At 69.5% G+C, this 24271-nt stretch carries 16 protein-coding genes; 6 read left to right on the forward strand and 10 right to left on the reverse strand.

Going from position 1 to position 24271, the window contains the following annotated elements:
• The 3 genes from AZE13_RS21785 to AZE13_RS21795 form a co-directional block, all read left to right on the forward strand.
• Nucleotides 1-5538 (forward strand): RHS repeat-associated core domain-containing protein (locus AZE13_RS21785; protein ID WP_220127591.1); only part of this gene is annotated, 5538 nt, incomplete at its 5' end.
• Nucleotides 5539-5543: 5 nt separating this feature from the next.
• The gene (locus tag AZE13_RS21790; RefSeq protein WP_066934436.1) at nucleotides 5544-6149 is read left to right on the forward strand and encodes a hypothetical protein; all 606 of its coding nucleotides are present in this window, start codon (nucleotides 5544-5546) and stop codon (nucleotides 6147-6149) included.
• Between the two features lie 590 nt (nucleotides 6150-6739).
• Nucleotides 6740-8335 carry a lytic transglycosylase domain-containing protein gene (locus AZE13_RS21795; RefSeq protein WP_181690411.1) on the forward strand — a complete coding sequence of 532 codons (1596 nt, stop codon included), beginning with the start codon at nucleotides 6740-6742 and terminating at the stop codon, nucleotides 8333-8335.
• A 196-nt stretch (nucleotides 8336-8531) separates the two neighbouring features.
• Here the strand turns inward: AZE13_RS21795 and AZE13_RS21800 are convergent, their stop codons facing one another.
• Genes AZE13_RS21800 through AZE13_RS35770 form a run of 4 tightly spaced genes read right to left on the reverse strand, consistent with a single transcriptional unit; the run spans nucleotide 8532 to nucleotide 14967 of the window.
• Complete coding sequence (locus tag AZE13_RS21800; protein WP_066934439.1) at nucleotides 8532-9059, reverse strand: hypothetical protein; 528 nt, start codon at nucleotides 9057-9059, stop codon at nucleotides 8532-8534.
• Nucleotides 9056-10270: a hypothetical protein gene (locus AZE13_RS21805; RefSeq protein ID WP_066934449.1), complete on the reverse strand. Its 1215-nt coding sequence runs from the start codon at nucleotides 10268-10270 to the stop codon at nucleotides 9056-9058. Before AZE13_RS21805 ends, AZE13_RS21800 begins: the two co-directional genes overlap by 4 nt.
• The gene (locus tag AZE13_RS21810; RefSeq protein WP_066934452.1) at nucleotides 10267-13269 is read right to left on the reverse strand and encodes a DEAD/DEAH box helicase; all 3003 of its coding nucleotides are present in this window, start codon (nucleotides 13267-13269) and stop codon (nucleotides 10267-10269) included. The genes AZE13_RS21805 and AZE13_RS21810 overlap by 4 nt, the downstream gene beginning before the upstream one ends.
• A gap of 12 nt (nucleotides 13270-13281) precedes the next feature.
• Nucleotides 13282-14967: a hypothetical protein gene (locus AZE13_RS35770; protein WP_066934455.1), complete on the reverse strand. Its 1686-nt coding sequence runs from the start codon at nucleotides 14965-14967 to the stop codon at nucleotides 13282-13284.
• Nucleotides 14968-15484: 517 nt separating this feature from the next.
• Between AZE13_RS35770 and AZE13_RS21820 the strand changes: the two genes are divergently transcribed.
• The gene (locus AZE13_RS21820) at nucleotides 15485-17206 is read left to right on the forward strand and encodes a PKD domain-containing protein (RefSeq protein WP_258527916.1); all 1722 of its coding nucleotides are present in this window, start codon (nucleotides 15485-15487) and stop codon (nucleotides 17204-17206) included.
• A 129-nt stretch (nucleotides 17207-17335) separates the two neighbouring features.
• Here the strand turns inward: AZE13_RS21820 and AZE13_RS21825 are convergent, their stop codons facing one another.
• From AZE13_RS21825 to AZE13_RS21835, 3 genes are all read right to left on the reverse strand, one after another.
• On the reverse strand, nucleotides 17336-18022 hold the full coding sequence (locus AZE13_RS21825) for a response regulator (RefSeq protein WP_066934461.1): 687 nt from the start codon (nucleotides 18020-18022) through the stop codon (nucleotides 17336-17338).
• Between the two features lie 39 nt (nucleotides 18023-18061).
• Nucleotides 18062-18253 carry a hypothetical protein gene (locus AZE13_RS21830; protein WP_066934464.1) on the reverse strand — a complete coding sequence of 64 codons (192 nt, stop codon included), beginning with the start codon at nucleotides 18251-18253 and terminating at the stop codon, nucleotides 18062-18064.
• 157 nt (nucleotides 18254-18410) lie between these two features.
• Nucleotides 18411-19076: a cysteine hydrolase family protein gene (locus AZE13_RS21835; protein WP_079124241.1), complete on the reverse strand. Its 666-nt coding sequence runs from the start codon at nucleotides 19074-19076 to the stop codon at nucleotides 18411-18413.
• A gap of 145 nt (nucleotides 19077-19221) precedes the next feature.
• Between AZE13_RS21835 and AZE13_RS21840 the strand changes: the two genes are divergently transcribed.
• Nucleotides 19222-20184 carry a GlxA family transcriptional regulator gene (locus tag AZE13_RS21840; protein WP_066934467.1) on the forward strand — a complete coding sequence of 321 codons (963 nt, stop codon included), beginning with the start codon at nucleotides 19222-19224 and terminating at the stop codon, nucleotides 20182-20184.
• Nucleotides 20185-20390: 206 nt separating this feature from the next.
• A complete protein-coding gene (locus tag AZE13_RS21845) occupies nucleotides 20391-20753 on the forward strand; it encodes a hypothetical protein (protein WP_066934470.1) in 363 nt (120 codons plus the stop codon).
• A gap of 176 nt (nucleotides 20754-20929) precedes the next feature.
• Here AZE13_RS21845 and AZE13_RS21850 read toward each other — a convergent pair whose 3' ends face one another.
• Genes AZE13_RS21850 through AZE13_RS21860 form a run of 3 tightly spaced genes read right to left on the reverse strand, consistent with a single transcriptional unit; the run spans nucleotide 20930 to nucleotide 24089 of the window.
• A complete protein-coding gene (locus AZE13_RS21850) occupies nucleotides 20930-21835 on the reverse strand; it encodes a heme ABC transporter ATP-binding protein (protein WP_079124243.1) in 906 nt (301 codons plus the stop codon).
• Nucleotides 21836-21882: 47 nt separating this feature from the next.
• On the reverse strand, nucleotides 21883-23085 hold the full coding sequence (locus tag AZE13_RS21855; RefSeq protein ID WP_258527918.1) for a FecCD family ABC transporter permease: 1203 nt from the start codon (nucleotides 23083-23085) through the stop codon (nucleotides 21883-21885).
• Nucleotides 23082-24089, reverse strand: a complete 1008-nt coding sequence (locus tag AZE13_RS21860; RefSeq protein WP_066934473.1) for a hemin ABC transporter substrate-binding protein — start codon at nucleotides 24087-24089, stop codon at nucleotides 23082-23084. The genes AZE13_RS21855 and AZE13_RS21860 overlap by 4 nt, the downstream gene beginning before the upstream one ends.
• Nucleotides 24090-24271 lie beyond the last annotated feature (182 nt).

A 24271-nucleotide genomic window follows, 5' to 3' on the forward strand; every position in this document is an offset into this window, starting at 1 on the left:
ACGGACCGCCAGTGGCACCACGCTGTGCTCTCGGCCTCCGGCAGCGGCCAGTCGCTCTACTTGGACGGCGTACGAGTGGGCTTCTTGAAGGGGGCTTTGCGGCCGCAGGAGGTGAAGTACGCGTACTTCGGTGCCGGTTTCTCCAGCTCGGACTGGGACGGCCGTAAGAACCGCGAAACGTCCTACTTCACCGGCGAGCTGGACGAGGCCGCCATCTACCCGAAGGCACTGACCGCGGACCAGGTGGCCCGGCACTACCGGGCCCGGCAGTCCTCCGGCATCTCGTCGCTCACCTCCACGGTCTCCGTGACCGACCCGGATGGCCGTACCAGCAGCGTCTCCTATGACGCGCTGCGCGGCCTGCGTCCGGTGGCCGCCACCGACGCCGACGGCGGGCGCACCACCTACGCGTACGACACCGGCGGCTTCCTGCACACCGTGACAGACCCCAACGGCCACGCCACGGTCACCGGGCACGACGCACGCGGCAACACCGTCTCCACGACCACGTGCCGCGACGCCGACTCCTGCTGGACCTCCTTCACCGACTACTACGTCAATACCAAGGACCCGCTGGACCCCCGCAACGACAAAGTCGTGGCGACCCGCGACGCCCGCTCCACCAGCGCCAACGACGACCGTTTCAAGACGGCCTCGAGTTATACGGCCCTGGGGCTGCCCGACAAGACCACACTCGCGGACGGACGCACCGCGAGCACGACGTACACGACGGGCAAGGAGGCGGCCCAGGACGGCGGCACCATGCCCGCCGGGCTGGTGAGCACACAGACCGCGCCCGACGGCGCCGTAACGCGCTTCGAGTACTACGCCGGCGGCGATCTGGCACAGGTCACCTCGCCCTCCGGCATGGTCACCCGCTTCACCTACGACGGCCTGGGCCGCAAGATCTCCGAAACCCAGATATCGGACAGCTACCCCAAGGGCGTCACCACGGCATACGCCTACGACAACCTGTCCCGCGTGGTGTCCGAGACGGGCACCGGAGCCAAGAACGACATCACCGGCACCACCCACACCGCCCGGATCACCCGGTCCTTCGACGCCGACGGCAGACTGCTGACCGAGTCCACCGAGGACACCACGGGCGGTGACGCCAAGCGCACCACCACCCACCACTATGACGAGCACGGGCGCGTGGCCCGGACCACCGACGCCGAGGGGTACGACACCGCCTTCGGATACGACGCCTTCGGCCGGACGGCCCGGCGCACCGATGCGGTGGGCAACACCTTCACCTACGCGTACACGCCCCGCGGACAGCTGGCCGAGACCGTGCTGAAGGACTGGAAGGGAGACGCCTCCGGCGAGCCCCGCGACCTCGTCGTGGCCTCCCACGCCTATGACCCGGCAGGCCGGCTGGCCGCCACGACCGACGCGATGGGCGCGACCACCGCGTACACCTACTTCGACGACGGCCTGCCCGCGACCACGACGGCGAAGGATGTCGTCCAGGCCGACGGCAGCAAGCACGACATCGTCCTGGAACAGAATGGCTACGACGGTGCGGGCCACCTGACCCAGCAGACCACCGGCGGCGGCCGCACGACGGTCACACGCGAGGTGGACGCCCTCGGCCGCACCACCCGCAGTGTGCTCGACCCCAAGGGGCTCAACCGCGCGACCACCTACACCTACGACAAGGGCGACCGCATCACCGAAGAGGCGACCGCCCTGAGCACCAAACGGATCACCTATGACTCGGCCGGCAACCCGCTGACCGAGACCGTCGACGACGGCAAGCAACAGCGAACCACCCGGCACACCTACGACCAGCGCGGTCTGCGCACCTCGACGGTCAGTCCCCGCGGTACCGGAAACGATGCCACTGCCGCGGAGTTCACCACCACCTTCCGCTACGACGCCCTCGGACGCCCCGTGGAGCAGATCGCCCCGCCCGTGCGGGCCGAGCAGGGCGGCGAGAAGGCCACGACCGTCGCACCGGCCACCCTCACCGGCTACAACACCTTCGGCGAGGCCACCGAGGCCCGCGACCCCAACGGCGCGGTGACCCGTGTGCAGTTCGACAAGCTCGGACGCGCCACCGCCGTCACCCTGCCCGACTACACCCCGCCCGGCAGCGACAAGAAGATCACCGCGGTCCGCAAGACGTCCTACGACGGCCTGGGCCGCACCACCTCCACCACCGACCCGCTGGGCCGGGTCACCGGATTCGACTACGACCAGTTCGGCAACCTCACCTGGCAGACGCTGCCCATGCCGCACGACAAGGTCGTGCTCGGAATGCCGCACCTGTCGGAGACGAAGGGCAGCCGTTTCGGCTGGACGCCCACCGGCCTGCCCCTGTGGGCCACCGACCCCAACGGCGCCCGGAGCGGAGCCACCTACGACGGGCTCGGCCGCAAACTGACCTCGACCGTCGTCGACCGGTACTCCCCCCAGCAGAACCTGACCACGCACTACACCTGGGACGACGCGGGCAACCAGACCGCGTCCACCAGCCCGGCGGGACGCACCACCACCGCCGCCTACAACGCGGCCGGCGAGGCCGTCAAGGTCACCGACCCCGCAGGGGGCACCACGGCCTTCGCTTACGACGCCCTGGGCCGGCGGACCGAGACCACCGACGCCACCGGCCGCAAGAGCACCGCACAGTACGACGGCCTGGGCAACGTCATCGGCACCACCGACTACGGCACCGGCACCGAGCCGCTGCGCTCGACCAGCACTCAGTTCGACGCCGACGGCAACCGCGTCGCCGCCACCTCGGCCACGGGCAACAAGGTCGCCTTCGCCTACGACGCCCTCGGCCGGCTGACCAGCCAGACCGAGCCCGTCGCCGACGGCACCTCGATCACCACCGGATTCGGCTACGACGCGGCGGGCCACCGCACCCGGATGACCGACGGCCGCGGCAACGCCACCACGTACACCTTCACCCCCTGGGGACTGCCCGAATCCACCATCGAGCCCGTCACCGAGACCCACCCCGAGGCCGCCGACCGTACCTGGACCACCCTCTATGACGCGGCCGGACAGGACATCACCGAGCTACTGCCCGGCGGCTTCCAGCGGCACCGCACCTTCGACCTCTTCGGCCGCCTGACCAAGGAGACGGGCCAGGGGGCCGAGGCCGCGACCGGCGAACGCACCCTCGAGTACGACCTCGTGGGTCGGCTCACCGCGATCAGCACCGGCGGCCTGCTGGACCGCAACACCTACCACTACAACGACCGCGGCCAACTGCTCGCCGCCGACGGCAAGGGTGGCAAAACCGCCTACACCTACGACGCCGACGGGCACATGACCTCCCGGACAGACTCCGCCGGCACGACCACCTTCGCCTACGACGGCGCAGGCCGTCTCCACCTGACTCAGGACGCCCTCACCGGTGCCCGCTCCCTCACCTCCTACGACGCCGCAGGACGGATCACTCAGGAGCAGTACGCCACCAAGGCGAAGGACTCCGGCGCAGACTGGGCCGATGGCGCACGACGCAGCTACGACTACGACCCACTGGGCCGCCTGGCCGACGACAAGATCACCGGCCTTGACGGCAAGAGCGAGGTCACGGCCACCGCTTACGGCTACGACCTCGACAACCGTCTCACCGCCAAGACCACCCGCGGCACCGCAGGGGCCGGGACGAACACCTACGGCTATGACAAGGCAGGCCGCCTGACCTCCTGGAAGAGCGGCGACACCACCACCTCCTACGAGTGGGACGCGGCAGGCAACCGCACCAAGGCCGGCGGCACCGCAGCCAGCTACGACGCACGCAACCGCCTCCTCACGGAAGGGGACACGCACTACGGCTACACCGCCCGGGGCACCCTCACCTCGATCGACTCCGGCAAGGGCACACCACGCCGGATCACCTCCGACGCCTTCGAACGCCGCATCACCGACGGCGACACCACCTACGCCTACGACTCACTGGACCGTGTCACCCTGCGCGGGGAGACCGCGTTCACCTACGACGGCGGCTCCCACAACGTCGTCAGCGACGGCACGTACCGCTACAGCCGCACCCCGGGCGGCGACCTGCTCGGCACCTCCGACGGCAAGACGGAGGCCCAGCGGGCGCTGACCGACCGGCACACCGATCTGGTCGCCGGCCTGTCCGCGGACGGCACGAAGGTCACCGGCTCCACCGCCTACGACCCCTTCGGCACGGTCACCGCCAAGCAGGGCACCACGTCCTCGCTGGGCTACCAGTCCGGCTGGACCGACCCGGCCGGCGGCGACGTCAACATGGCGGCCCGCTGGTACCAGCCGGGCACCGGATCCTTCGCCTCCCGCGACACCTGGCAGCTGGACCCGACTCCATCGACCCAGGCCAACCGCTACGCGTACGGCAACAACGCACCGCTGGACTACACCGACCCGACCGGGCACTGGGGCTTCGGGGACATCCTGAACTCATACGTCAACGGCGGCAAGAGGTATCTCAAATCGCTCTACGACACCTACAGCTATCCCCGTCGGACCATCTGGGACCTGTTCACTTCCCGTAAGACCTGGTCCTTTTACCCGGGCGGCAAATTCGGCGGGTCGGTGACCGGCTCTGTCGGCGGCGGTTCGTACGGCCGATCGGTACTCGGTTCCGCGGGTGGCGGCGGGTACTCCCGGCGCGGACCAAGGCGACGTGCACCGAGGTGGTATGCACCGGTCGCGCCCGTCCTCTTCGCAGGGGGAGGCGGAGCCGTGGGCGGTGCGGCAGTCCTGGCCCCCAAGCTGCCCCCGCCGCCCCCGCCGCCTCCGCAGAACCCCAACCGGGGCCCACACCCGAAGCCGGCTCCGACCCGCCCGGCCCCGAAGCCGGACTGGAACCCGAACAGCGGCAAGTGGACACCGGGCGATGGCTGGAACATCGTCCTCGGCGCACTCCACATGATCGATATGTTCGGCGACACCCAGTACACGCCGGACCAGCTCGATGAGCCACAGGTGCATCCCGCACCGGAGAACAATCCGGGAGGAAAGAACGACGGTCGTATGCGCCAGGACAACAGGTGCGACGTCGGACCGGGTGTGAGCCCGACCGGACACGCGGTCTACCTCCCGCGCGAGCGGTATTACGACAGCTTCGAAGGGAGCTACCAGTGCCGGGCGACTGGCGTGTACGGGCTGCTTGACGTCAGCGACTACAACAAGGGGCGGAAGGCGCCTGGCACGAACACAAATGGATCCACGCAGCCACCCGGTATGCGAGAGATGGAAGAAGCCCAAGGGGAGAAAGCGGCCAATGGTCACCTGATCCCTGCTGCAGCGAGCGGTTCAGGAATCGACTTGCGAAATCTCGTCGCCGAATATGAAAAGACGAACCACCCTTACCTCAACTATGGAGTGGAACTAGATATCAGGAAGGCAGTGAAGAGCGGCAAGCGTCTTGCGCTCTCTGTTGTGCCGCACTACGGAAGACGGGACTCGGGTATCCCGACGAGTATCGAGTACAACTACTCTGTACTGGAAGACGGGACGAGTAAGCACTGCGTAATCCATCAGTCGCCGACAGGTGGCACTACGACAGGCAGCTCCAACTGCCCTAGGAGGTAAAGGAAATGACGGAGAGCCAATACTTGGAATCAGTCTTTGCCATGCTGGGGCAGCCGGAGAGTCGTCATGCAGATCCAGCAGCGTGGGAGACCCTGGAGTGCGAACTGGGGGTCGAGCTTCCTGTCGACTACAAGGCCATCATCGACGGCTACGGGCCTGTCAAGCTCAATGGACACCTCAACCTTGACCATCCCGCGGCGGAGCGATGGAACTTGAGGCAGGCAATGCAGAGGGACGCTCTTGTATGGTCCGAAGTCCCCTGGGAGGAAATTGAACTGGATACCGACCCGCGTCCGTCTCTTGGGATCTCAGACATGAAGTTCGGGACCCCGGATGGGCTGATTTACGCGGTCGGCACCAACCGTGATGAGGCCATCTTCCTCGGTAAGGGAACAGGGCCTCAGGGGTGGCGAGTCTTTGTGGCAAGGGATGATGATTTCTTCGAATACCCCATGCCGTTTGCTGAGTGGCTGTATCGATACCTGGTCGGCGAAGATATGGCGGGGCCGAACAGCTCGGCTTTCGTCCCCGGCCCCGTCATGTTCGAGAGCCTCCCGATGTCTGCGAATGAGACCGTAACGGCTTGGTACGGGCCCGACCGGGGGATGTGAGAGGCTCAGGTCTGAACCAGTTCTGAGGTGGGCGTGGTGACGTATCAAGGGCATCCGCAGTCGGTAGGAGACTTGCGATGAAAGTACGGGGGGAATGTGGGCAACGGTGGGCGTGGCTGGGTGGCCGTGGACGCGCTAAGACGTGTCATGCCTTCGAACTGCGGCGCTGATGAATGTGTCGGCTGGGACACGCTGGCCGCGGCGTGGGGTACGGCACTGCCCTCGGATTACCAGGCCTTTATGGCGACGACTGACGGCTTGGTGTTGTGTGGTGCTTCTTCGGCAGCGCGGGGGTGCTGCTGTTGTGCGCCGGCGACGGATGGCCGGGCTGCCGAGTCGTCTGCTGAACCGAACCCGCTCCCTCTGCTCCCTCTCCTCCCCATGAGGCCGGCGCCGTGCGCGCCGGCCCACATCCCTCATCAAGGAAATACCCGTACGTGAAGATCCGACTTCTCCGTTTCGCTCGCCAGGGCCTGTGCATATCTGCCCTCGCTGCCACCCTCACCACGGCTGTGACCGCAGGCCCCGTTGCCGCCGAAGCCAGTGAAGTCACCCCCGATCCCGGGGCACCTCAGGCTCAACCTCGTGGTGTGCCTGACCTGGCCCTGCCCAAGTCGATCGGGAGCGGTGGTCAGAACGGCGGCAACAGCGAGGGGAAGAGCTCCGTGGGGGAGGAGGGAAAGAGCCCGGCACGAGCGGCGGTGACCGGCATACCGGCGACCGCACTGGACGCGTACAAGAAGGCCGCTCAGGCAGTGGCCGACAGCCGGCCGGGCTGTCATCTGCCGTGGGAACTGGTCGCGGGGATCGGCCGGGTGGAGTCCGTGCATGCCTCCGGCCACGGACTGCGCGCCGACGGCACCACGGCCACACCGATCCGTGGGCCGCGCCTGGACGGGCGCGGCTTCGCCCTGATACGCGACACCGACGGCGGGCGCTGGGACGACGACACGGAATTCGACCGGGCGGTGGGGCCCACTCAGTTCATACCCTCCACCTGGCAGACCTGGGGCGCCGACGGCAACGGAGACGGCATCAAGGACCCCAACAACTTCTACGACGCCGCATTGGGCACTGCCCGCTACCTCTGCGCCGGCGACCGCGACCTGCGCCGCGGTGCCGACCTGGACCGCGCCATCCTCAGCTACAACAACTCCCGCGCATACGTGAACGCCGTGCTGGAGTGGATGCGCACCTACCAGGGCAACCCCGTCACCGAAGTCGCCGACACCACCTCAGCCACACCTCACCAGCCGGATCCAGACGCCAACCCTCCGCACCCGCCTGCCACTTCTCCCTCTCACCAGAACCATCGGGCGAGCGTGGGCACGGCCGGACATTCCGGGGCAGCCACCACGCCGACCCGGCCGCTGCGCCCGGCCGACCAGCCTGCTGCGAAACCGACACCCACGGGCACGCCACGGCCAGAACACAAACCCGCCCCGGAGACCAAGCCGAAGCCAAAGCCGGAGACCACCTCACGCCCGCGTACAGCCACCGCTCTGGAACGCATCGGTCCCGCATCTCCGGAGACCACCGCCGGACAGACCCTGGACGGGCAACTCCGGGTGCGCACCGTGGACGTGCACGGCGCTCCGGTTCCCCTGGCGAGAGTGACCTACGAGATCCAGGGCGTCACCACCGCCCGATTCCCCGACGGCGCACGACGCGTCACCGGCATCAGCGACCCTCGCGGCATCGTCACGGTACCCGGCCTGCACGTCGGCGACATCCCTGGCGCCTTCAACGTCCGCGCTACGCTGGGCAGCGACCCCGCCGCACATCCCGTGACGTTCACCGTCGCTGTCCGCCCCATCCCCGCCGATGCCCTGACCCTCCTGACGGAACGCCCTCTGGAGGCGGTGGCCGGCAGTCGGCTCACCGACGGTGTACAGGTCCGTGCCACCCACCGTGGCCGGCCGGTCGCAGGTACCCAGATCACCGCCACTCTCATTGGCCCTACGGAGCAGCCGGCCGAGAACCACCGGGGGCCGCATTTTGAGGACGAGCGCGGTGAACCGGTACATACCATCAGGCTCCCTGCGACCAACCGCGCAGGCGTGACCACTCTCCCGCTGCTTCAGGCCGGCGAGCATCCCGGTGTCTATATCCTGCGCCTCACCACCCACGATGGCATCAGCGCGGATAGCACCCTCACCGTCACCGCACCGAAGTCGAAAAACTGACCACGAGGAACGTACGTCCGCCCCGGCTCCGGTGCCTGGTTCTGCCACCCGCAGCGCTGCCGAGCCGGTCGGCCAAGGCTGCGTGGAGGAGGGGGTCGGCGACGGCGGTGAGGAGAACCCCGACCCGGATCCCGTCCCGGCCGCGACCCGCCTCACTCCCGGACCCGGACGTGCAGGGAGCGGCGGCCGACGTGGGTCAGCGCCCGAGGTCGGCGTAGCCCACGACCTGGAAGGCGAGGACGACGACCATGGCCGACTCCGCGACCGAGATCATGAGCAGCGGCCAGTCCTTCGGGCCGAGCACCCAGTAGACGGCGAGTGCCGCGAGCGGGGTCACGCAGAAGGTCAGCAGATCCACGGCGAGCTGGAACCGCTTGCGGGAGTTCCGGTGGGCGTCGCGGCGGTGTGCCGATTCCCAGCCGAAGACCTCGGCCCCTTCCTGGGTGAGATCCTTCAGCCGAGGCGCCAGCTCGTCCCGTATGTACCGGCCGACGGCCGAGATCTTCTCGTCGTTGACCAGGTAGGTCCAGCCCAGGGTGACCGACAGCGGCGGCAGCAGAAGCAGCAGTTCGAGATGGTCGGTCCGGGCCAGCGTCGAGCCGACGACCGCCGCCATGACGCCGAGAGTGGCGTAGATGAGATTGTCGCGGAAGCCGATACGGGCTCGCTGTTCCTGCTTGATCTGCTCGTACTCGGCGAGCAGGAGTTGGCCGGTGTCGATCACTCTACTTCTTCCTCCAGTCGAGACAGCTGGGCCTCCAGGCCGCTGAGGCCGGTTTTCTTGGCGCCGCCGCGGAGCCGGGACACGTCCGGAACATCCAGGTCCAGCTGGCGGGCCAGGCGAGCGATGAGCTCTTCGGCTTCCTGCCGGGTGATGTGTCGCCGAGAGCCGAGGCGCTGGTCCAAGCGGTCCAGCAGAGCGCGCTTGCGTGGTGTCTCCGCCGGGCACCACACGCGGAAGAAGCGGCTGCCCACCATGCGGTAGGAGCCGATACGGGTCACCGGGAGCCCGTTGTCGCCGAAGGCGGTGGCGGGCAGCGAGACCGACCAGGTGCCGTCGTCGTCCTGCTCCGGAGCGACCGAGGTGAACTCGTGCTCGCGGAGAAAGTTCCGGGCGGCTCGCTGGACGCGCTCGTCCGCCTCGTCTTCCTTCTCCTCGTTGTCGAGGGCGTGGGTGAGTTCCGGAGTACGGGCGCAGAGCTCGCTGAGCTCCGGGTCGTGTGCGCTTCCCGCACCTGCCTGGCCGTAGACGAGCAGTCCTTTCCGTCCGCGCACCAGGTAGACCGGCAGGAAGACGAGCTGCTCGTCCAGGCTCTCCAGCGCGTCCAGAGCGACCGGCAGATTGAACCGGACCCGGTCCTTACGGTTCTTGAGACGCTCCAGGGCCGTGCGGTCGAAGCCGGACGTCACGTGCAGCGGGGTGAACCTCGGGTAATGGTCGTTCCGTGTCGCCTGGGACAGTCCGTCGCCGGACAGCAGGGTCACGACCTCTTCGTCGTAGTGGGCCCGGGTCAGCGGGGTACAGCTCAGGGCCTCGAAGTACAGCTTGCGGCGGTCCTGGCGGGTGACCACATAGCGGATGTCGTCGTCCACGGAACGCTGCCCCAACGACGTCAGGGACAACCGACCCCCGGCCTCCCGCACATGGCCGATCGCGGTCAGGAAGCGTACGGCCTGCGCGACCAGGGCATGGTCCAGGGCGAAGAACGTGGCGAGCTCGTCGACGGTGTGCAGGCCGCCGTGGCGCAGCCCGCGCCCCAGGAAGCGGTCGATGAGGAAGAAGTCCTCGCCTTCGGTGACGTCGGCGCGGATCTCCACCTGCCAGACCGGCAGCAGCAGGGCGTAGAGCCGGGCCGGGACGATGCCCTGGCCGAAGGCGGCATCCTCCAGGACCCGGTCCTCGGGGAAGGACATCAGGCGCTGGGTGGTGGTCATGGACGGTCTCCTTCCGAGGCCACGTCGGCAGCGTGCTCCAGGTCCGGCACGGCCTCGGCGAGTGCCGCCATGATCTCCCGGTAGTCCCGCAGGTCACCGCGGTCCACCAGGTGCCTGTGCAGGTCCTCCGCGAGAGCGCGGAAGCCGGGGTCGTCCGCGCGGAGCAGGGTGCTCAGGTCGCCGGTCAGGACCAGCTGGCTCTTGGCGCGGGTGAAGGCGATGTTGGCGCGGCGCAGCTCCTTGAGGAAGCCGATCCGGCCCTCGCGGTTGCTGCGGGTGAACCCGTACAGGACGACCTCGCGCTCCCCGCCCTGGTAGGAGTCAACGCTGCCGACCGAGGCGTCCGCGAGCTGGGAGTCACCGATCAGGGGGGCGAGGTGGCGGATGACCTCCATGCGCTGGGCGAGGTAGGGGACGATCACCACCCACTCGGAACCCCGCCCGTGGTAGAAGGCGGCGAGGCGGGCCAACAGGCGTGCCTCACAAGGGTTGAAGGAGCCCTTGCGGCCACCACGCTCGGCCTGGCGTCCACTCGACTCACGACGTACGTGCTCGGGTAGCGCGGCGGTGTCGACGAAGGCCATCGGGCTCGCGAACAAGGGGTCGGTGTGCCGGTGTTCCTTCTCGGTGAGCAGCTCTCCTCGGTAGAAGGAAGCCGAGATGAAGTCGGCGATCTCAGCGGGCATCCGGCGCTGCCGGGTCAGCTGGACGACATGGGAGGCGGGCAGCCCGGCGCGCAACTGCTCCAGGGCGCTCTGTGACGTCAGGCGCAGGAGTGCGGGGTCGCCGGTGCCCTGGGCCCATTCGGCCACCGTGGTGTCGAGGAAGGGCGGCAGCTGCCGGTCGTCGCCGACCAGGACGCCGCGCCGCACCCGGGTCAGCGGCACCAGGGCGTCCGGCACGCCGATCTGGCCGGCCTCGTCGACGATCCCCAGGTCGAAGTCGACGCCGGACAGCTCGGGCCGGGACGCGGCCCCGATACAGGTGGCGCCGATCACCTGGGCGTAGCGGACGAGTTCGGGCACCAGCTGGTTCGGGTCCTGGCCGATGGCGGCCTGCCATTGCCGGGTGAGTGCGCAGCGCTGGGCGAGGAGCGGCAGCGACGCCTCCAACTGCCCGTGCAGGGCACGCAGGGCGGCTGCCGCGTCGGCCGGGTCCTGCTCTCGCGTGGGCGCGGACACGTCCGGCATGACGGTGCCGAGCGCATGTACGGCCATGTCGGCGGCCTCGTAGGCGGAGAGCAGGCCCTCACCGAGCCGTTGCCGCGCCGCCTGACGGGCGGCCAGGGCCGAGCCGACCGCGGCGTCCTCGCGCGCCGCGCGGTCCGCCTCGGCGCTCGCGGCTTCGGCCTGCCGGTGCAGCTCGGGGCCCAGTGCGTCGAGCCGCTGAATTTCCTGCCGGACCCCGCTGAGCTCCTCCTCCGCGCGGCGGGCCCTGGAGCGGTGCAGCCGACCGGTGAACAGGGCGTGGGAACGCTGCTGTTCGGACTGCATCTTTGCCTGCAGCAGCGTGGCCCGCTCGGCGAGCGAGGCCCGTGCCGACCCCCGCTCGGCCTCCTCACGCCGGAGCGCGGCGAGACGCTCCAGAGCTGGTGCGCCGGCCGCGCGGGCGGCGGCCTCGAGCCGCAGGGCGGCGGCCCTCTCCCGCTGGGTCAGATCGTCGACCTGGTGGAGCCGGGTGGCGAGCTCCGCCGTCCACGGACCGGCGGCCTCCGCGTCCCGGTATGCCTGGGTGCGCTGGGCCATGGCATGGCGGATTCCCTCGGAGAGGTTCTCCGACTGCTCCTCCAGGAGCAGTGGTTTCACATCGGCGTGGACCTTGCTCTCGTCCCCGACCCGGATCACGACGAGATCCCGCGGCAGCCGGGCCAGTACGTTGTCCACGGCGCGGTTGGTGTGGGACGTGACGAGGACCCGGCCGCCGCCGGAGGCGGTCGCGAGCGCGGTGGTGTGGGCGATCTCGGTGATGGTCCGGGTCTTGCCGGTACCGGGCGGCCCGAGCACCACCAACAGGTCCTCGGTCGTCAACGCCTTGCGGAACGCGTCGAGTTGTTCGGGGTCGAGCTCCTCGTGCGGCCGCGCGGTCGTGGCCGGGATGGCACGCACGCGGTGCTCGACAAGGGCCGCGAGCAGGCCCGGGTTCTTGGTGTCCCGCGCGCGGAGGCTCGCCACGGCCTGCCGCTGCTTGTTGAAGACCACGTTGCTCGGGACGAGTTCCAGGGCGCCGCGAGTGGGTATCCGGTCCCACGACACTGGCTGGTCGAAGCGGACGGTAACGGAACTTCCCGCGACCCGGCTCACCTTGCCGCGTGTCTCCGTGTCGCCCTGAACCCGGACGAACTTACCGGTCGGCGGCGACTCGGGCCCGACGAGCTGGAATTCGTATGCCGACTGCGGAGTGTTGCCGCGCCTGCCGCCGGTGGCCGTGAGGCGCTGGTACGGGAAGGGGGCGGCTTCGCGCTCCTCCCGGGTGGTGATCTCCTCGGTCGTGTCGATCAGCCGGTCCACCGTGTCGAGGAACTCCGTCCGGGCCTCGCCGGCGGTGGGCTCCGGCGGCTGCGGCTCGGCGTCGCGGAGACTCTCCCAGGCCTTTTCGAGGTCCTGCCACTGGGCGTCCGAGCCCTGGGGCACCGCCCTCAGTTCGAACACCATCTGCCAGGCGGGCGGACGCACCAGAAGACAGGACCGAGCGAGGCGCGCGTGGTCGGCGAGGCGCAGCGGGTCGATGTGCTTGACGAAGTAGCCGGTACCTCGGTTCGTGGCCTCCAGGCGCAGCCGGTACGTACGCGTGTGGACCAGCAAGGACGGTTTGTACTTGCCATTACCCGGGCTGATGCTCACGGCGGCGCCGCTTCCGAGCTCGTTCAGGTCGTGGACGATCCGCGCGACCTCGGGCGGCAGCCCGGCGCTGGACTCGGACTTCGTACGGAGCTGTTCGTCCAGCCTGATTCCCGGTACAAGCACCAGCGGAGCGCGCAAGGCGACGGTGGTGACGGACATCGGCGACGCTCCTCAGCGCGGGGACGGCGGGACGGACGACAGCTCACGGGCGGCGGCGACCAGGGCAACCCGGAACGCACGGATCCCCGGGCGCACCCGCGGGTCCTGCCGCAGCGCACCGGCGACTGCGTGGACGAGGCTGTCCGGCACGGCGGCCGGACCGCGGTAGGGCGGCAGCCCGGGGGCGGGGGCCCGGCCGGTCAGGGCTTGGTGCAGCAGCGCACCCAGCTGGTAGACATCGGTGGCGGGACCGGGACGGAAGCCGGAGCCGTACCGCTGCTCGGGCGCCTGATAAGGCCCCGGATTCTCGCCCATGCGGGGCGGCACGGCGGCGAGACCGAAGTCGCGCAGCACCATCCGCGGCCGGTTCATGACGACCGAGGTCGGCCGGAGCACCCGGTGCGAGAACCCTTCGCGGCTCAGCCGCTCCAGGACCTCGGCCACTTCGGCGAGCCCCTTCACGATCGACCACAGCCGCATCGGGTCCACCGGCGCGGGCGGCTGGGGCAGCAGTTCGTGCAGCGTCTCCAGCGGGCGGCCGAGCTTCGGGTCGGCCGGCCACTCCAGAGCGAGGGTGGCGGTGTTCCCGCTTGCCGTCAGCTGTACGACGCCGGGGCCGCGGAAGGCCCGGCACAGCCCGGCCTCCTCGTGGAACACGGCCAGGGGGTCGACGTGCGCGACGGGGCGCGACGCCGTCCACTCGACCTGGCGCAGCCAGGCGTAGGCGCCGGGAGAGCCCGAGCCGGACACCACGCGGGCCACCGCCTGACGCCGTACCACGTCGCCGTCTCGCGATTCGTGGAGAAGGTCTCCGGGACCCTCGTACAGCAGGTATCGCTGCCCCTCGACCTCGACGACGGGCTGACTGTCCCAGACCGCGGGGCCGGACGCGCGGTCGGGTCCGGACACCACGACGACAGCCGGCCCCGGAGCGGGCCCCGGGGCCGGTGGCCTGACGGGGCGCAGGTCGCGCAGCACCCGTACCGCGAAGGCGGCGGCGTGCCGGGACGCCGTCTCCTGGGAACCCCCGGCGTCGGCGGACGCCTTGTCGGCGTCGGCGTGGTCGCTGATGCCACGGATGGCGAGCATCCGCACCGTGCCGTGCATGGCGGCCGCGCGTGCGACGCCCTGGCTCTCCATGTCCACGGCCGCGGCGTCGTTGTAATGCCTGCGGATCCGGCGGGCGGTCTCGGAGCCACCGAAGCCGACCAGCACGTCGCCCGAGGCGATCGGCTCGAAGTACACGCTGGGATCCGGCGTGGGGCGCGCGTCGGGGGAGAGGAAGGCCCACGGATCGTTGCCTTCCCGGCGGGCGGAGCGCACCAACTGGTCCATGACGTGCGCCGGTTCCCAGGCCTCGGGCCGCGCGCTGAAGCCGTCCGCGCTCTCACGGCCGCCGTGGTAGCCGTAGACCTTGCTGGCGACGACGACGTCACCGAGCCGGATGTGGTCCTTGAGCGCACCGGCGACGCCAACGAAGAACACCGCCTCGGCGTCGAAGTGCTCGATCGCGGGCTGGGTGATGAGCGCGGCACGCGTGTTGGTGGGGCCCGTCTCGGCCAGCGCCACTTCCCAGTTGAGGCCGGGTATCCGGCCGACGTCGAGAAGGGTGCCCTGCGGCAGCTCGACCTCGCGTACGTCCTCCAGGTGGCGGCGCACCGCCTCGTACTCCACCTGCAGGGCGGTGAGCACGACCACGGTGGGCCGCCGGCTCCTTGCTCCCCCCAACGGAACCCCTCGCCTTCCCGGAATCTGCGACGTGACCCACGACTCCCGCGACTCCCGCCGACGCATCCGCCCGGCAGCTGAAGTGGAGTTGAGGATCACTCTAGCCCGTAAGTCCCGGAGACCATTCGGCAGTTGGCCGACATGCCGGCACGGCGGACCAACCACGGCCGACTTCTGCACGCCTTGCGGAGCAGTTGAGTGGAAAGGGTCGTGGGCGGGCGGGAAAGCGGCCGTAACCGCAGGTAAGTGAGCAGTTTCACTCGGTGTGCAGCCCTGCTTGTCATCCATGTCCGGGCTCCTGGCTGTCATGATCCCTACCGGCGGGGGATCCAGTTGGTTCCGTACGGAACGAAACAACGGCGAAGACGGGTGTGTTGGCGTGAGATCAGCGTGGTCGCGGTGGGTTGTGCCGAGGGGGGCGGGCACCGGCGCGGGCTCCGTTCCGAGGGGGGCGGTGGCCCGTCGTTCGGTGACGAGAGGGCGCTTCGTGGTGGTCGGCGCGTTCGTCGTGCTCCTCGGACAGCTTCTCGGCGGGCTCTCCGCTGAGGCGCAGGCCAGCGTCCTGCCGGGATCGGCGTTCCCTCTCGTCCTCGACGTGGACTTGACGCCGAATCCGGTGTGCAGCGGTCCCGTGCACGGCACGGTGCAGGTCTACGACCCCGCCGCCGCGAAGGCCGGAGCCACCGTGGAGTGGCGCGTACGTGCCGGTGCGGAGCAGCTGGCCGGCGGGCGCGTCCGTATGGCTGCGCATGTCGGCACGGCGGAGTTCAGTATCCCCTTCGAGCGGGTGCCCGCAGCCGAGACCGCCTTGCAGATCGACGCCCGCGTCGCCGCCTCGTCCGACGGCCAGGCGCCCGGCCGCTACGGCAAGGTCTGGCGGGACACGATACGGCGGGGATGCGATCCGGTGCGCGTGGCATCCGTGGGCGACTCCGTGGTCTGGGGACAGGGACTGGATCACGACCAGAAGTTCCCCTACCTGACGGGTAAGTTGCTCGGCCGCGAGACTGGCCGGGGCTTTGAGCACCTGGACTACTCGATCTCGGGCGCGGTGCTCGACGCGCCCGAGCTGCCCGCCGGCAACGATGACGCGGCCTGTCTGCACACGACGGAGAAGCAGGATCCGGACGGCGACGGGGAGATGGAGTTCGGCGAAGTCACCCAGCAAATGCCGGACGTGTTCTGTCAATTGGAAAAGGCAGGCGCGCAGGCGAAAGCAGGTGGCTACGGTCTCGATCTCGTCGTGATCAACGGGTGCATCAATGACCTCGATCCGTTCTTCGGCATCGGCGTCGGCATCACTCCCGGTTCGGAAAATCTGCCCGAAGCCGTCAAGCGTGAGTGCTCCGGCATCGGCGCGGCAGCGGAGAATCCGGCCAAGGACGTGCCGTACTTCAGTGGGGCGAAGGTCGGATACGGCGGACGGGGGATGCGGGCGGCGATCGAGAAAGCGCATTCCCTGCCGGGGCACCCCAAGGTGATCGTCGCCGACTTCTACTACGCGCTGAGTCGCAGCAGTTCTCCGATCCCGGTGAAGACCTGTTCCACGCCGGGAGTCGCCCGCGGATGGCTGACCTCGTGCAGGAGGGCCCTGGGCGGCGTGGCTGACCGCTACGAGCAGTACACGCAACTGGCCAATGCCGCCTACCACCAGGCGGCGGCCGAAGCGAACAAGGCGTCCACGGACGGGCCGTACGCGGTTGCGGCCGATGGGCTTTTCACCGTGGACAACGCCCTTCTCGCCCGGGACTCCAAGGTCTGGAACACGCCGGTGACCGACCCGGCGTTCCCCCTGCGCACACGGGCCTGCCCCGAGCTCAGCCAGACTCCGGCGCAGTGTCTGACTGCGGCCGTCGGCCACCCCGACATCGAGGGGGCCCGGCAGTACGCCGATGCCTTTCTCCTCAACCCGAGTGTGCGCGACTGGTTCCACCTTCCCCGGCAAGGGCCCCGGGCACAATTGAACGTCCCGGAGAGCGCGCACGTCGGAAGTGAAGTGCCCATGTCCGTAACGGTGAACGGAGAGCCGCCCGCCGCCGGGTACCGATACCACTGGTATTTCGGAGACGGTACGCAGCAGGAGACCGGCGAGGCCGCCGTCGCCCATGCCTACGACCGTAAGGGGCCCTGGTTGCCCCGGCTCGTGATGACCGGTCCGGACGGTGGAAAGGTCCTGGTCGAGACCGCCCGGACCGTCACCACGGACTGAAGACTCCGACCGAGGGGCGCCCCGCGGGCGCGGGCCCGCGGGGCGCCCCTCGGCGCGGCTAATCGCTCACCTACGGCTGAGCGACCCGTACCGGCTTCCTTGACGGCTGCGTGATCCGTGCGCGCTTCGCTATCCGTACTCGCGGGGGAACTCGCCCACCTTGCGCAGTAGTGTGAACAGCGCCGTGGGCGAGGCGGCGACGTCGTTGCCGCCGGCTTTCAGGATCGCTTCCAGGATCTCGCTCCTCCTGGCAAGTGCTTGGTCGGAGGTGTAAATGAACACGGGCACATCGCCCCCACGCGCGCGAATCTCCTTGGCAAGTTCCAGGCCCGCATCTGGATGGAACCCACTGTTCTCGTGCCGTGCCATGCCGGAGAGTACTGCGTCGAACGGCGGCGCCGCCGCGGACAGAGCCTCGATGCACCTGCGGGTCGACGCGACCTGTACCACGTCCACGCCCAGAGTCTGCAATTGCGCCACCTCGTAGGCATTGTTCGATGGGTTGTCGTCCACCCAGAGAATTCTGCGGAGGAGGTGCGCGGGGTGTTCGGACTCTGTTGGTGGGTATCTGGACTCTGTTGGTGTGGGTGCGGACGTACTGACCGAAGCCAGCTTTCCCTGGATATCGGCAGTGGATTTCAGGATTTTTTCCGAGAGCTCTTGAACCGTCAGCTCCGCCGTCCCGACCTTGACGGTGAATCCCCGAGACTCGGCGATACGCTTGATGGTAGGGAAAAGCTGCCAGATCACCAGGCCGACGATGAGTGGCCATGCCAGAGCGGTAAGCGCGTAGAGCAGATCCGCGAAATCTTTCATGACGCCCCTGGTGTGGTAAAGCCGATAGATATAGGGCGACTACAGGATGAGACCGGGCCCCAGTGCAGGAAGGATGGCGGCGTTGCTCTCAAGCGCTTCGGAGGAGGAGCCGGTCGAGCCGGATGAGTCGGTCGAGTCGGATGAGCCGGCCGGTGCGGCGAGGGCGGGGCTGCCCAGGGAAAGCAGAACGGCGGCTGCCAGGGCAGTGAACGAACGGCGGATGTGCTTCATCGAGTCCTCTTGCTGTGTACGGACTGCGCGCGGCAGGGGCGGCGCGTGGTTGTTGGCCGGCGGTCAGGATCGATCCGCGAGGAGGGTTTCCCCTGCTTCGCCCGTGCAAACGCATAGTCACTCTCGTGACGGAGGGTGCGCGCTGCCGGGTGTCTCGCTACTTCCGGACGGCGGTCAGCAGGTCCGTCGTTGTGACGACCTTGGCGAAGCCGCCCCCGTGCAGGGAGATCGCGGACGCCGTGGCCAGTTCGTCGGCCGACTTCCGCCAGCCGAACGGGCCCGTCAGGTCGAAGGTGTGCGTGGCATCGAGCGGGAACAGCACCTGGTAGCCGAGGTTGCCGCCCATCCGGGCCGTGGTCTCCGCGCACATGTTGGTCTGGATCCCGGCCACCACGAACTGGGTGATCCCCGCCGCCTCGAACCAGGCGTGGAGGTCGGGAGTGCCGTAGAACGCCGAGTTCACGGTCTTCGTGACGAGCAGTTCCGGACCGCTGCCGAGGCCGCGCCGTGCCTGCACGTACTCCTTGAAGTCGTTGCCTTCGTAACCGGGCCGCAGTGGTGATTCGAGCTTGGGCGAGTCATGGCGTACGAAGACGACGGGGCGGTCCGTTTCCTGCCAGGCGGTGATCAGCGCGGCGATGTTCTGGTCAGCGGCAGGGTTGTTGCGCGGTCCCCAGAACTCCTCCTCGTCGAACCCCTTCTGGACGTCGATGACAACCAGTGCCGCGTTCCGCGCGATGTCTGGCTGCGCGTCTGCTTTCCTGTCCGTGTCCGTGTCTGTGTTCGTGCCTGCGTCCGTGTTTGTGTTCGTGTTCGTAGGCATGTCGAGGTCCCTTTCGTTCTCCGCGATCCGTGCGTCTGCGGTTTGCGGATTGCGGTCTGGCTGTTGTTTGCGATCTTCATGTTGGCGTCGGCGGAGGGCAGATCCCAGATGTCCGGAAGTCAGCGATCGATGGTTTACTGCCAGCGTGACGTCACCTCATCGCATCGCGCTGCTCGCCTTCCCCGGCATCCGGGCCTTCGATGTGACGGTGATCACCGAGGTATGGGGCATGGACCGTACCGACCGCGGGGTGCCCGCCTTCGACCTGCGCCGGGTCGCCGCGGACCGGGCACCGGTACCGATGCGTGGCGGTCTCACCCTCGCGCCGGATCGGACTCTGCGCTGGCTGGACCGCGCCGAGCTGATCCTCGTCCCCGGCCTGGACGACTGCATCACCCCCGCCCCCGCAGCCGTACGCGAGGCGCTGCGCCGCGCCCACGCGCGCGGTACCACCATCGCCGCACTGTGCGGCGGCGCGTTCACGCTCGCTCAGGCCGGTCTGCTCGACGGCCGCCGCGCCCTCACCCACTGGAACCTCGTCGACCTGTTCAGGCAGCGGCATCCGCAGGTGCGGGTCGAGCCCGACGCCCTGTTCGTCGAGGACGGCAACCTGTGGACGGCCGCAGGCACGGCGGCGGGCATCGATCTCTGCCTGCACCTCGTACGGACCCGTCACGGTGCCGAAGCCGCCGCGACCATCGCCCGGTCGATGGTCACCGCACCCTTCCGCACCGGCAGTCAGGCCCAGTTCATCGAGCACCCCACCCCTCGCACCGACCGCGACGCGGATGCACTCGCCGCCGTGCGCGCCTACGCCATCAGCCACCTCCACGAGCCGCTCACCGTGCCCGCGCTCGCCGCACGCGCCGAGATGTCCCCACGCTCCTTTGCCCGGCACTTCACCGCCGCCACCGGGACGACCCCGCTGCGCTGGCTCCTCGACCAGCGCATCGCGGCAGCCCAGAAACTCCTCGAACACACCGATCTGCCCATGCCCGAGGTGGCTCGCCGGGCGGGCTTCGGCAGCGACGTCACCATGCGCCAGCACTTCGCGACCCGCCTCGCCACCAGCCCGCGCGCCTACCGCGCCTCCTTCACGAGCGGATGAGGGCGGATCGGGCGCATTCTCTGCCGCATCCGCATCCGCATCCGCATCCGCATCCGTACTCCAGGCGTGCTTCGCGTTCTCGCCGAGGTGGCGAGCTGGTGCGGTGCATAAGCGGTGCATAAATCGTGTTGTGGGTCCAGGGGTACGGCCATAAGGTCACCGGCATGTCTTTGCGTCTTCGTATGCGTCAAGCACTGCCGGAAGCGATGCGTGCCCGTGACAAGGTTGCGGTGAGTGCGCTGCGCGCAACGCTTGCTGCGCTGGACAACGCCGAGGCGGTGCCCGTGGACGATGGCGAACTTCGCGGGGTGGCCCTTGAGCACGCGCCGGTCGGGGTCGGTGTCACCGAAGCTGTTCGGCGTGAGCTGAGTGAGCGGTGTGTGGTGGATATCGTGCGCGCCGAGGCCGCCGAACGGCTGGCGGTGGCAGGGCAGTTGACCGCGCCCGCGCACGCTGAGCGAGCCGCGCAGCTCCGCGCCGAGGCCGCCGTGCTGCTGCGGTTCCTCGACGGCACCGAATCCGCGCCGGAGGACGCAGCGCCGCATCGCTCCACGTGCCGGCACGCGTGATCGCGATGAAGATGAAGTCGTCACCCGGCTGAGGGCGGGATGGGGGATGCGGCCGCACCGTCCTCGTCGGGGTGGAGAAGCCCGAGGAGGCTTCTGCCCTGGACCTGGACCTGGACCTGGACCTGGCCCCTGGCCCTGTGCGTATGCCGTGGGTGGGGCGCGCCCGAGTGCCGCGGTCACGGCCGGGCTGTGGCCGGTGCGGGGGAGGTCGTGCGACGAGGCAGGACCAGCGGAATTCCGCTCTCCGGATGCCCGATCACCTCGACCGGCTGCCGGTACACCCGTGACAGCAGCTCCGCCGTGAACACACTGCCCGGCGCCCCCTGAGCGGCAATCAACCCGTCGTGCAGCACGGCCACCCGGTCCGCGTACGCTGCGGCCAGTCCCAGGTCGTGCAGGACGACCACCACCGCGTCACCAGTGGCCGCCCGCTCCCGGCAGATACCGAGCACCAGCTCCTGATGACGTAGGTCCAGCGCCGCGGTCGGCTCGTCGAGCAGCAGCAGCGGGGCACGTTGTGCCAGTACCCGGGCCAGCGCGACGCGGGCCCGTTCGCCTCCGGACAGTGCGGCGAAGGGCCGTCCCGCGAAGCCGGCGACCTCGGTCGCCGCCATCGCCTCCGTCACCGCGGCGTCGTCCGTGTCCGCAGCTGGTGTTCCGGCCCACGGAGCCCGGCCCATGCCCACCACCTCCGCCACCGTGAACGGGAACGACAGCGTGGCCGACTGCGGAAGTACGGCGCGGCGCAGCGCCAGCTCCGCGGCCGACCAGTCACCGGCCGGCAGCCCGCCCACCCGCACCGTGCCGGCGATGGCGGGGAGATCGGCGGCGAGCGCGGCCAGCAGCGTCGATTTGCCCGCGCCGTTCGGCCCGACCAGTGCCAGCACCTCGCCGGCCCGCGCGGTCAGATCCACCCCGCGCAGCACCGTACGGCCACCGAGCCGCACCTCCAGCCCCTCCGCCTCCGCGTAGGCGGTACCGGGCGCCACCGTGCCGGGCAGCCGCCTGCCCCGACGGGGGAACAGCCGGTGGAACGGTCTCCCGGTCACGCCCCGGGCAGGTCCCTTGCCCAGCCACCTCATGTCCTGACCAGAGCTCATGCCCAGCCTCCTCATGCCCTGATCGGGGCTCATGCCCAGCCTCCTTGTCTGCGCCGGGTTCTGCGCAGCAGCCAGAAGAAGAACGGGCTGCCGAAGAGCGCGGTGAGCACACCGAGCGGCAGCTCGGCGGGCTGCGCGACGGTGCGGGCCGCGAGGTCGGCGACGACCAGCGTCAGCGCGCCGCCGAGTGCGCTGCCCGGGATCAGGAAGCGGTGCCCGGGGCCGACCGCCATCCGCAGCAGATGCGGTACCAGGAGCCCGACGAACGTGATGACACCGGCCACCGCGACCGCGGCGCCGGTCAGCAGCGCGACGACCAGTATCAGCGCCCTGCGCAGCCGTTCGACGTCCACCCCCAGATGCCGGGCGGGCCGCTCGCCGAGCGCCAGCAGATCCAGCCGCCGCGCGTACAGCGGTGCCACCGCCAGGCCCACGACGGCACAGGGAAGTACCGCGAGCACCTTCGGCCAGGTCGCCTGGGCCAGCGAACCGAGCTGCCAGAAGGTGATCTGGGTGATCTGCGCCGTGTCGGCGGTGAACAGGAACAGGCCGATCAGGGCGCCCGCGAAGGCGTTCACCGCGATGCCGGTGAGGATCAGCGTGACGACTTCGGTGCGCCCGCCGGAGCGGGAGAGCGCGTAGACGGTCAGCACGGTCAGCAGACCCGCGCCGAACGCGCAGACCGTCACGGTCCAGTTGCCGAGGAACGTCAGCCCCAGGGCGATGGCGCCGACCGCGCCGACCGCCGCACCGGACGAGATGCCGATGACTCCCGGCTCGGCCAGCGGATTGCCGAAGACGCCCTGCATCAGCGCACCCGCGCAACCGAGGGAGGCGCCGACCAGCATCGCCAGGACCACCCGCGGCAGCCGGACGTGCCACAGCACGCTCTCACCGGCCCGGTCCAGTGCGCCGCCACCCAGGTGCAGTTGATGCAGCAGGGAGCGGGCGACGTCACCGACGGGGATGTCGTACGCACCCGACCCGGCGGAGAGCAGAGCGGCGAGCAGCAGGGCGGTGGCGAGGCCGAGGGCCAGACCGAAGGTGTGTGTGCGGCGGAGACGGCCACGGGAGCCGGTGCCGGCCGCGGTGCTGGCTGCGGTGCCCGCCTCGCCTGCCTTGCCCTTCGCACCCTCCTTGCCCTCCGCGCCCTCCGTTCCATCCGGTGGGCCCCCGCCGTCCTTCGTCTCCACTGTCGCCACGTTCGCCGCCGTCACGTCCGCTGCCGTCACGACTGCCGCCCGGTGTGGATCTGTGTGACCAGCGAGCGCAGCACCTGGTCGGTGCGCGGGCCGAAGTTGAGCAGCACACCGTCGTCGACGGATGCCACTCGGCGGTCCGCCCCGGCCGGCGTCTCGGCCACACCGGGGATCTTCACCAGCCCGTTCACCCCGCCGACCGACTCAAGACCCTCGGTCATGACGAGGATGACGTCCGGCGCGGCCTTCGCCAGTGCCTCGCTGGTGATCGGTGTGAAGTCCTCGGTCAGCCCGGAGGCCTTGCCCGCGTCGACCCCGCCGGCAGCCTCGATCAGCGAATCGGCACCGGAGCCGGGACCGCCGAGGAGATAGACGGAGGCGGAGCCACGCAGGTAGAGGAAGGCCACCCGGGGCCGGTCGGCGGGCTTGCCGTCCTTGTGCGGAATGGCGCGGCGCACGGCCGACATCCGCTGGTCGGTCCGGGCGACCAGCGCGTCCCCCGCTTTCGGCACTCCGAGGGCGTCGGCGACGGCCGTGATGCGCTGGTCGACGTCGGAGAGCGTGGTCGCCGGTTTCAGGACGACCAGGGGGACACCCGCAGCACGGATCTGCTCGATGGCCTCGGCCGGGCCCGTACGGGAATCGGCGAGCACCACATCGGGCTTGAGCGAGAGCACGTTCTCGGCCGAGACGTCATGTGCGCGGGTCACCACGGGCAGCTTGCCCGCCTGCTCGAAGGTGGTGGTGATGTCCCGGGCCACCACCCGGTCGCCGAGGCCGAGGCTGAAGACGATCTCGGAGAGGGCCCCGGTCAACGGCACGATCCGGCCGGTCTTGCGGATCGTCACCTGGCGGCCGTCGGCGGAGCGTACGGTCGTCGGCAGTGCGGCCTTCGGCGCGGGTCCGGAGAGCGGCTCGACCCGGTCGGCGGCCGGTTTCGCCGCGCCGGTGGCGGCAGGTCCCGGTGCGCCGCCCGTACCGGTCCCGTCGGCCGAACAGCCGAGGAGGACCAGTGCGAGGGCCGCCGCACCGGACATGGCGCGCAGGCACCTGTCCCAGTGCTGGACGCGTCGTCGAAGGGGTGCGGTCACTGTCCCGCCTTTCTCTGTACGCCGGTTCACCGGGTCCGGCGAGTCCGTGCGGAGCCCGGGTTCCCCCAGAAGCAAAGTTAGCTTAGGTTAGCCTTGCCTAAATTGCGAGTCCTTTGGGGGCGCCTCAT

Origin of the sequence: Streptomyces sp. NBRC 110611 (assembly GCF_001590865.1) — a bacterium.
Lineage (GTDB): Bacteria > Actinomycetota > Actinomycetes > Streptomycetales > Streptomycetaceae > Streptomyces.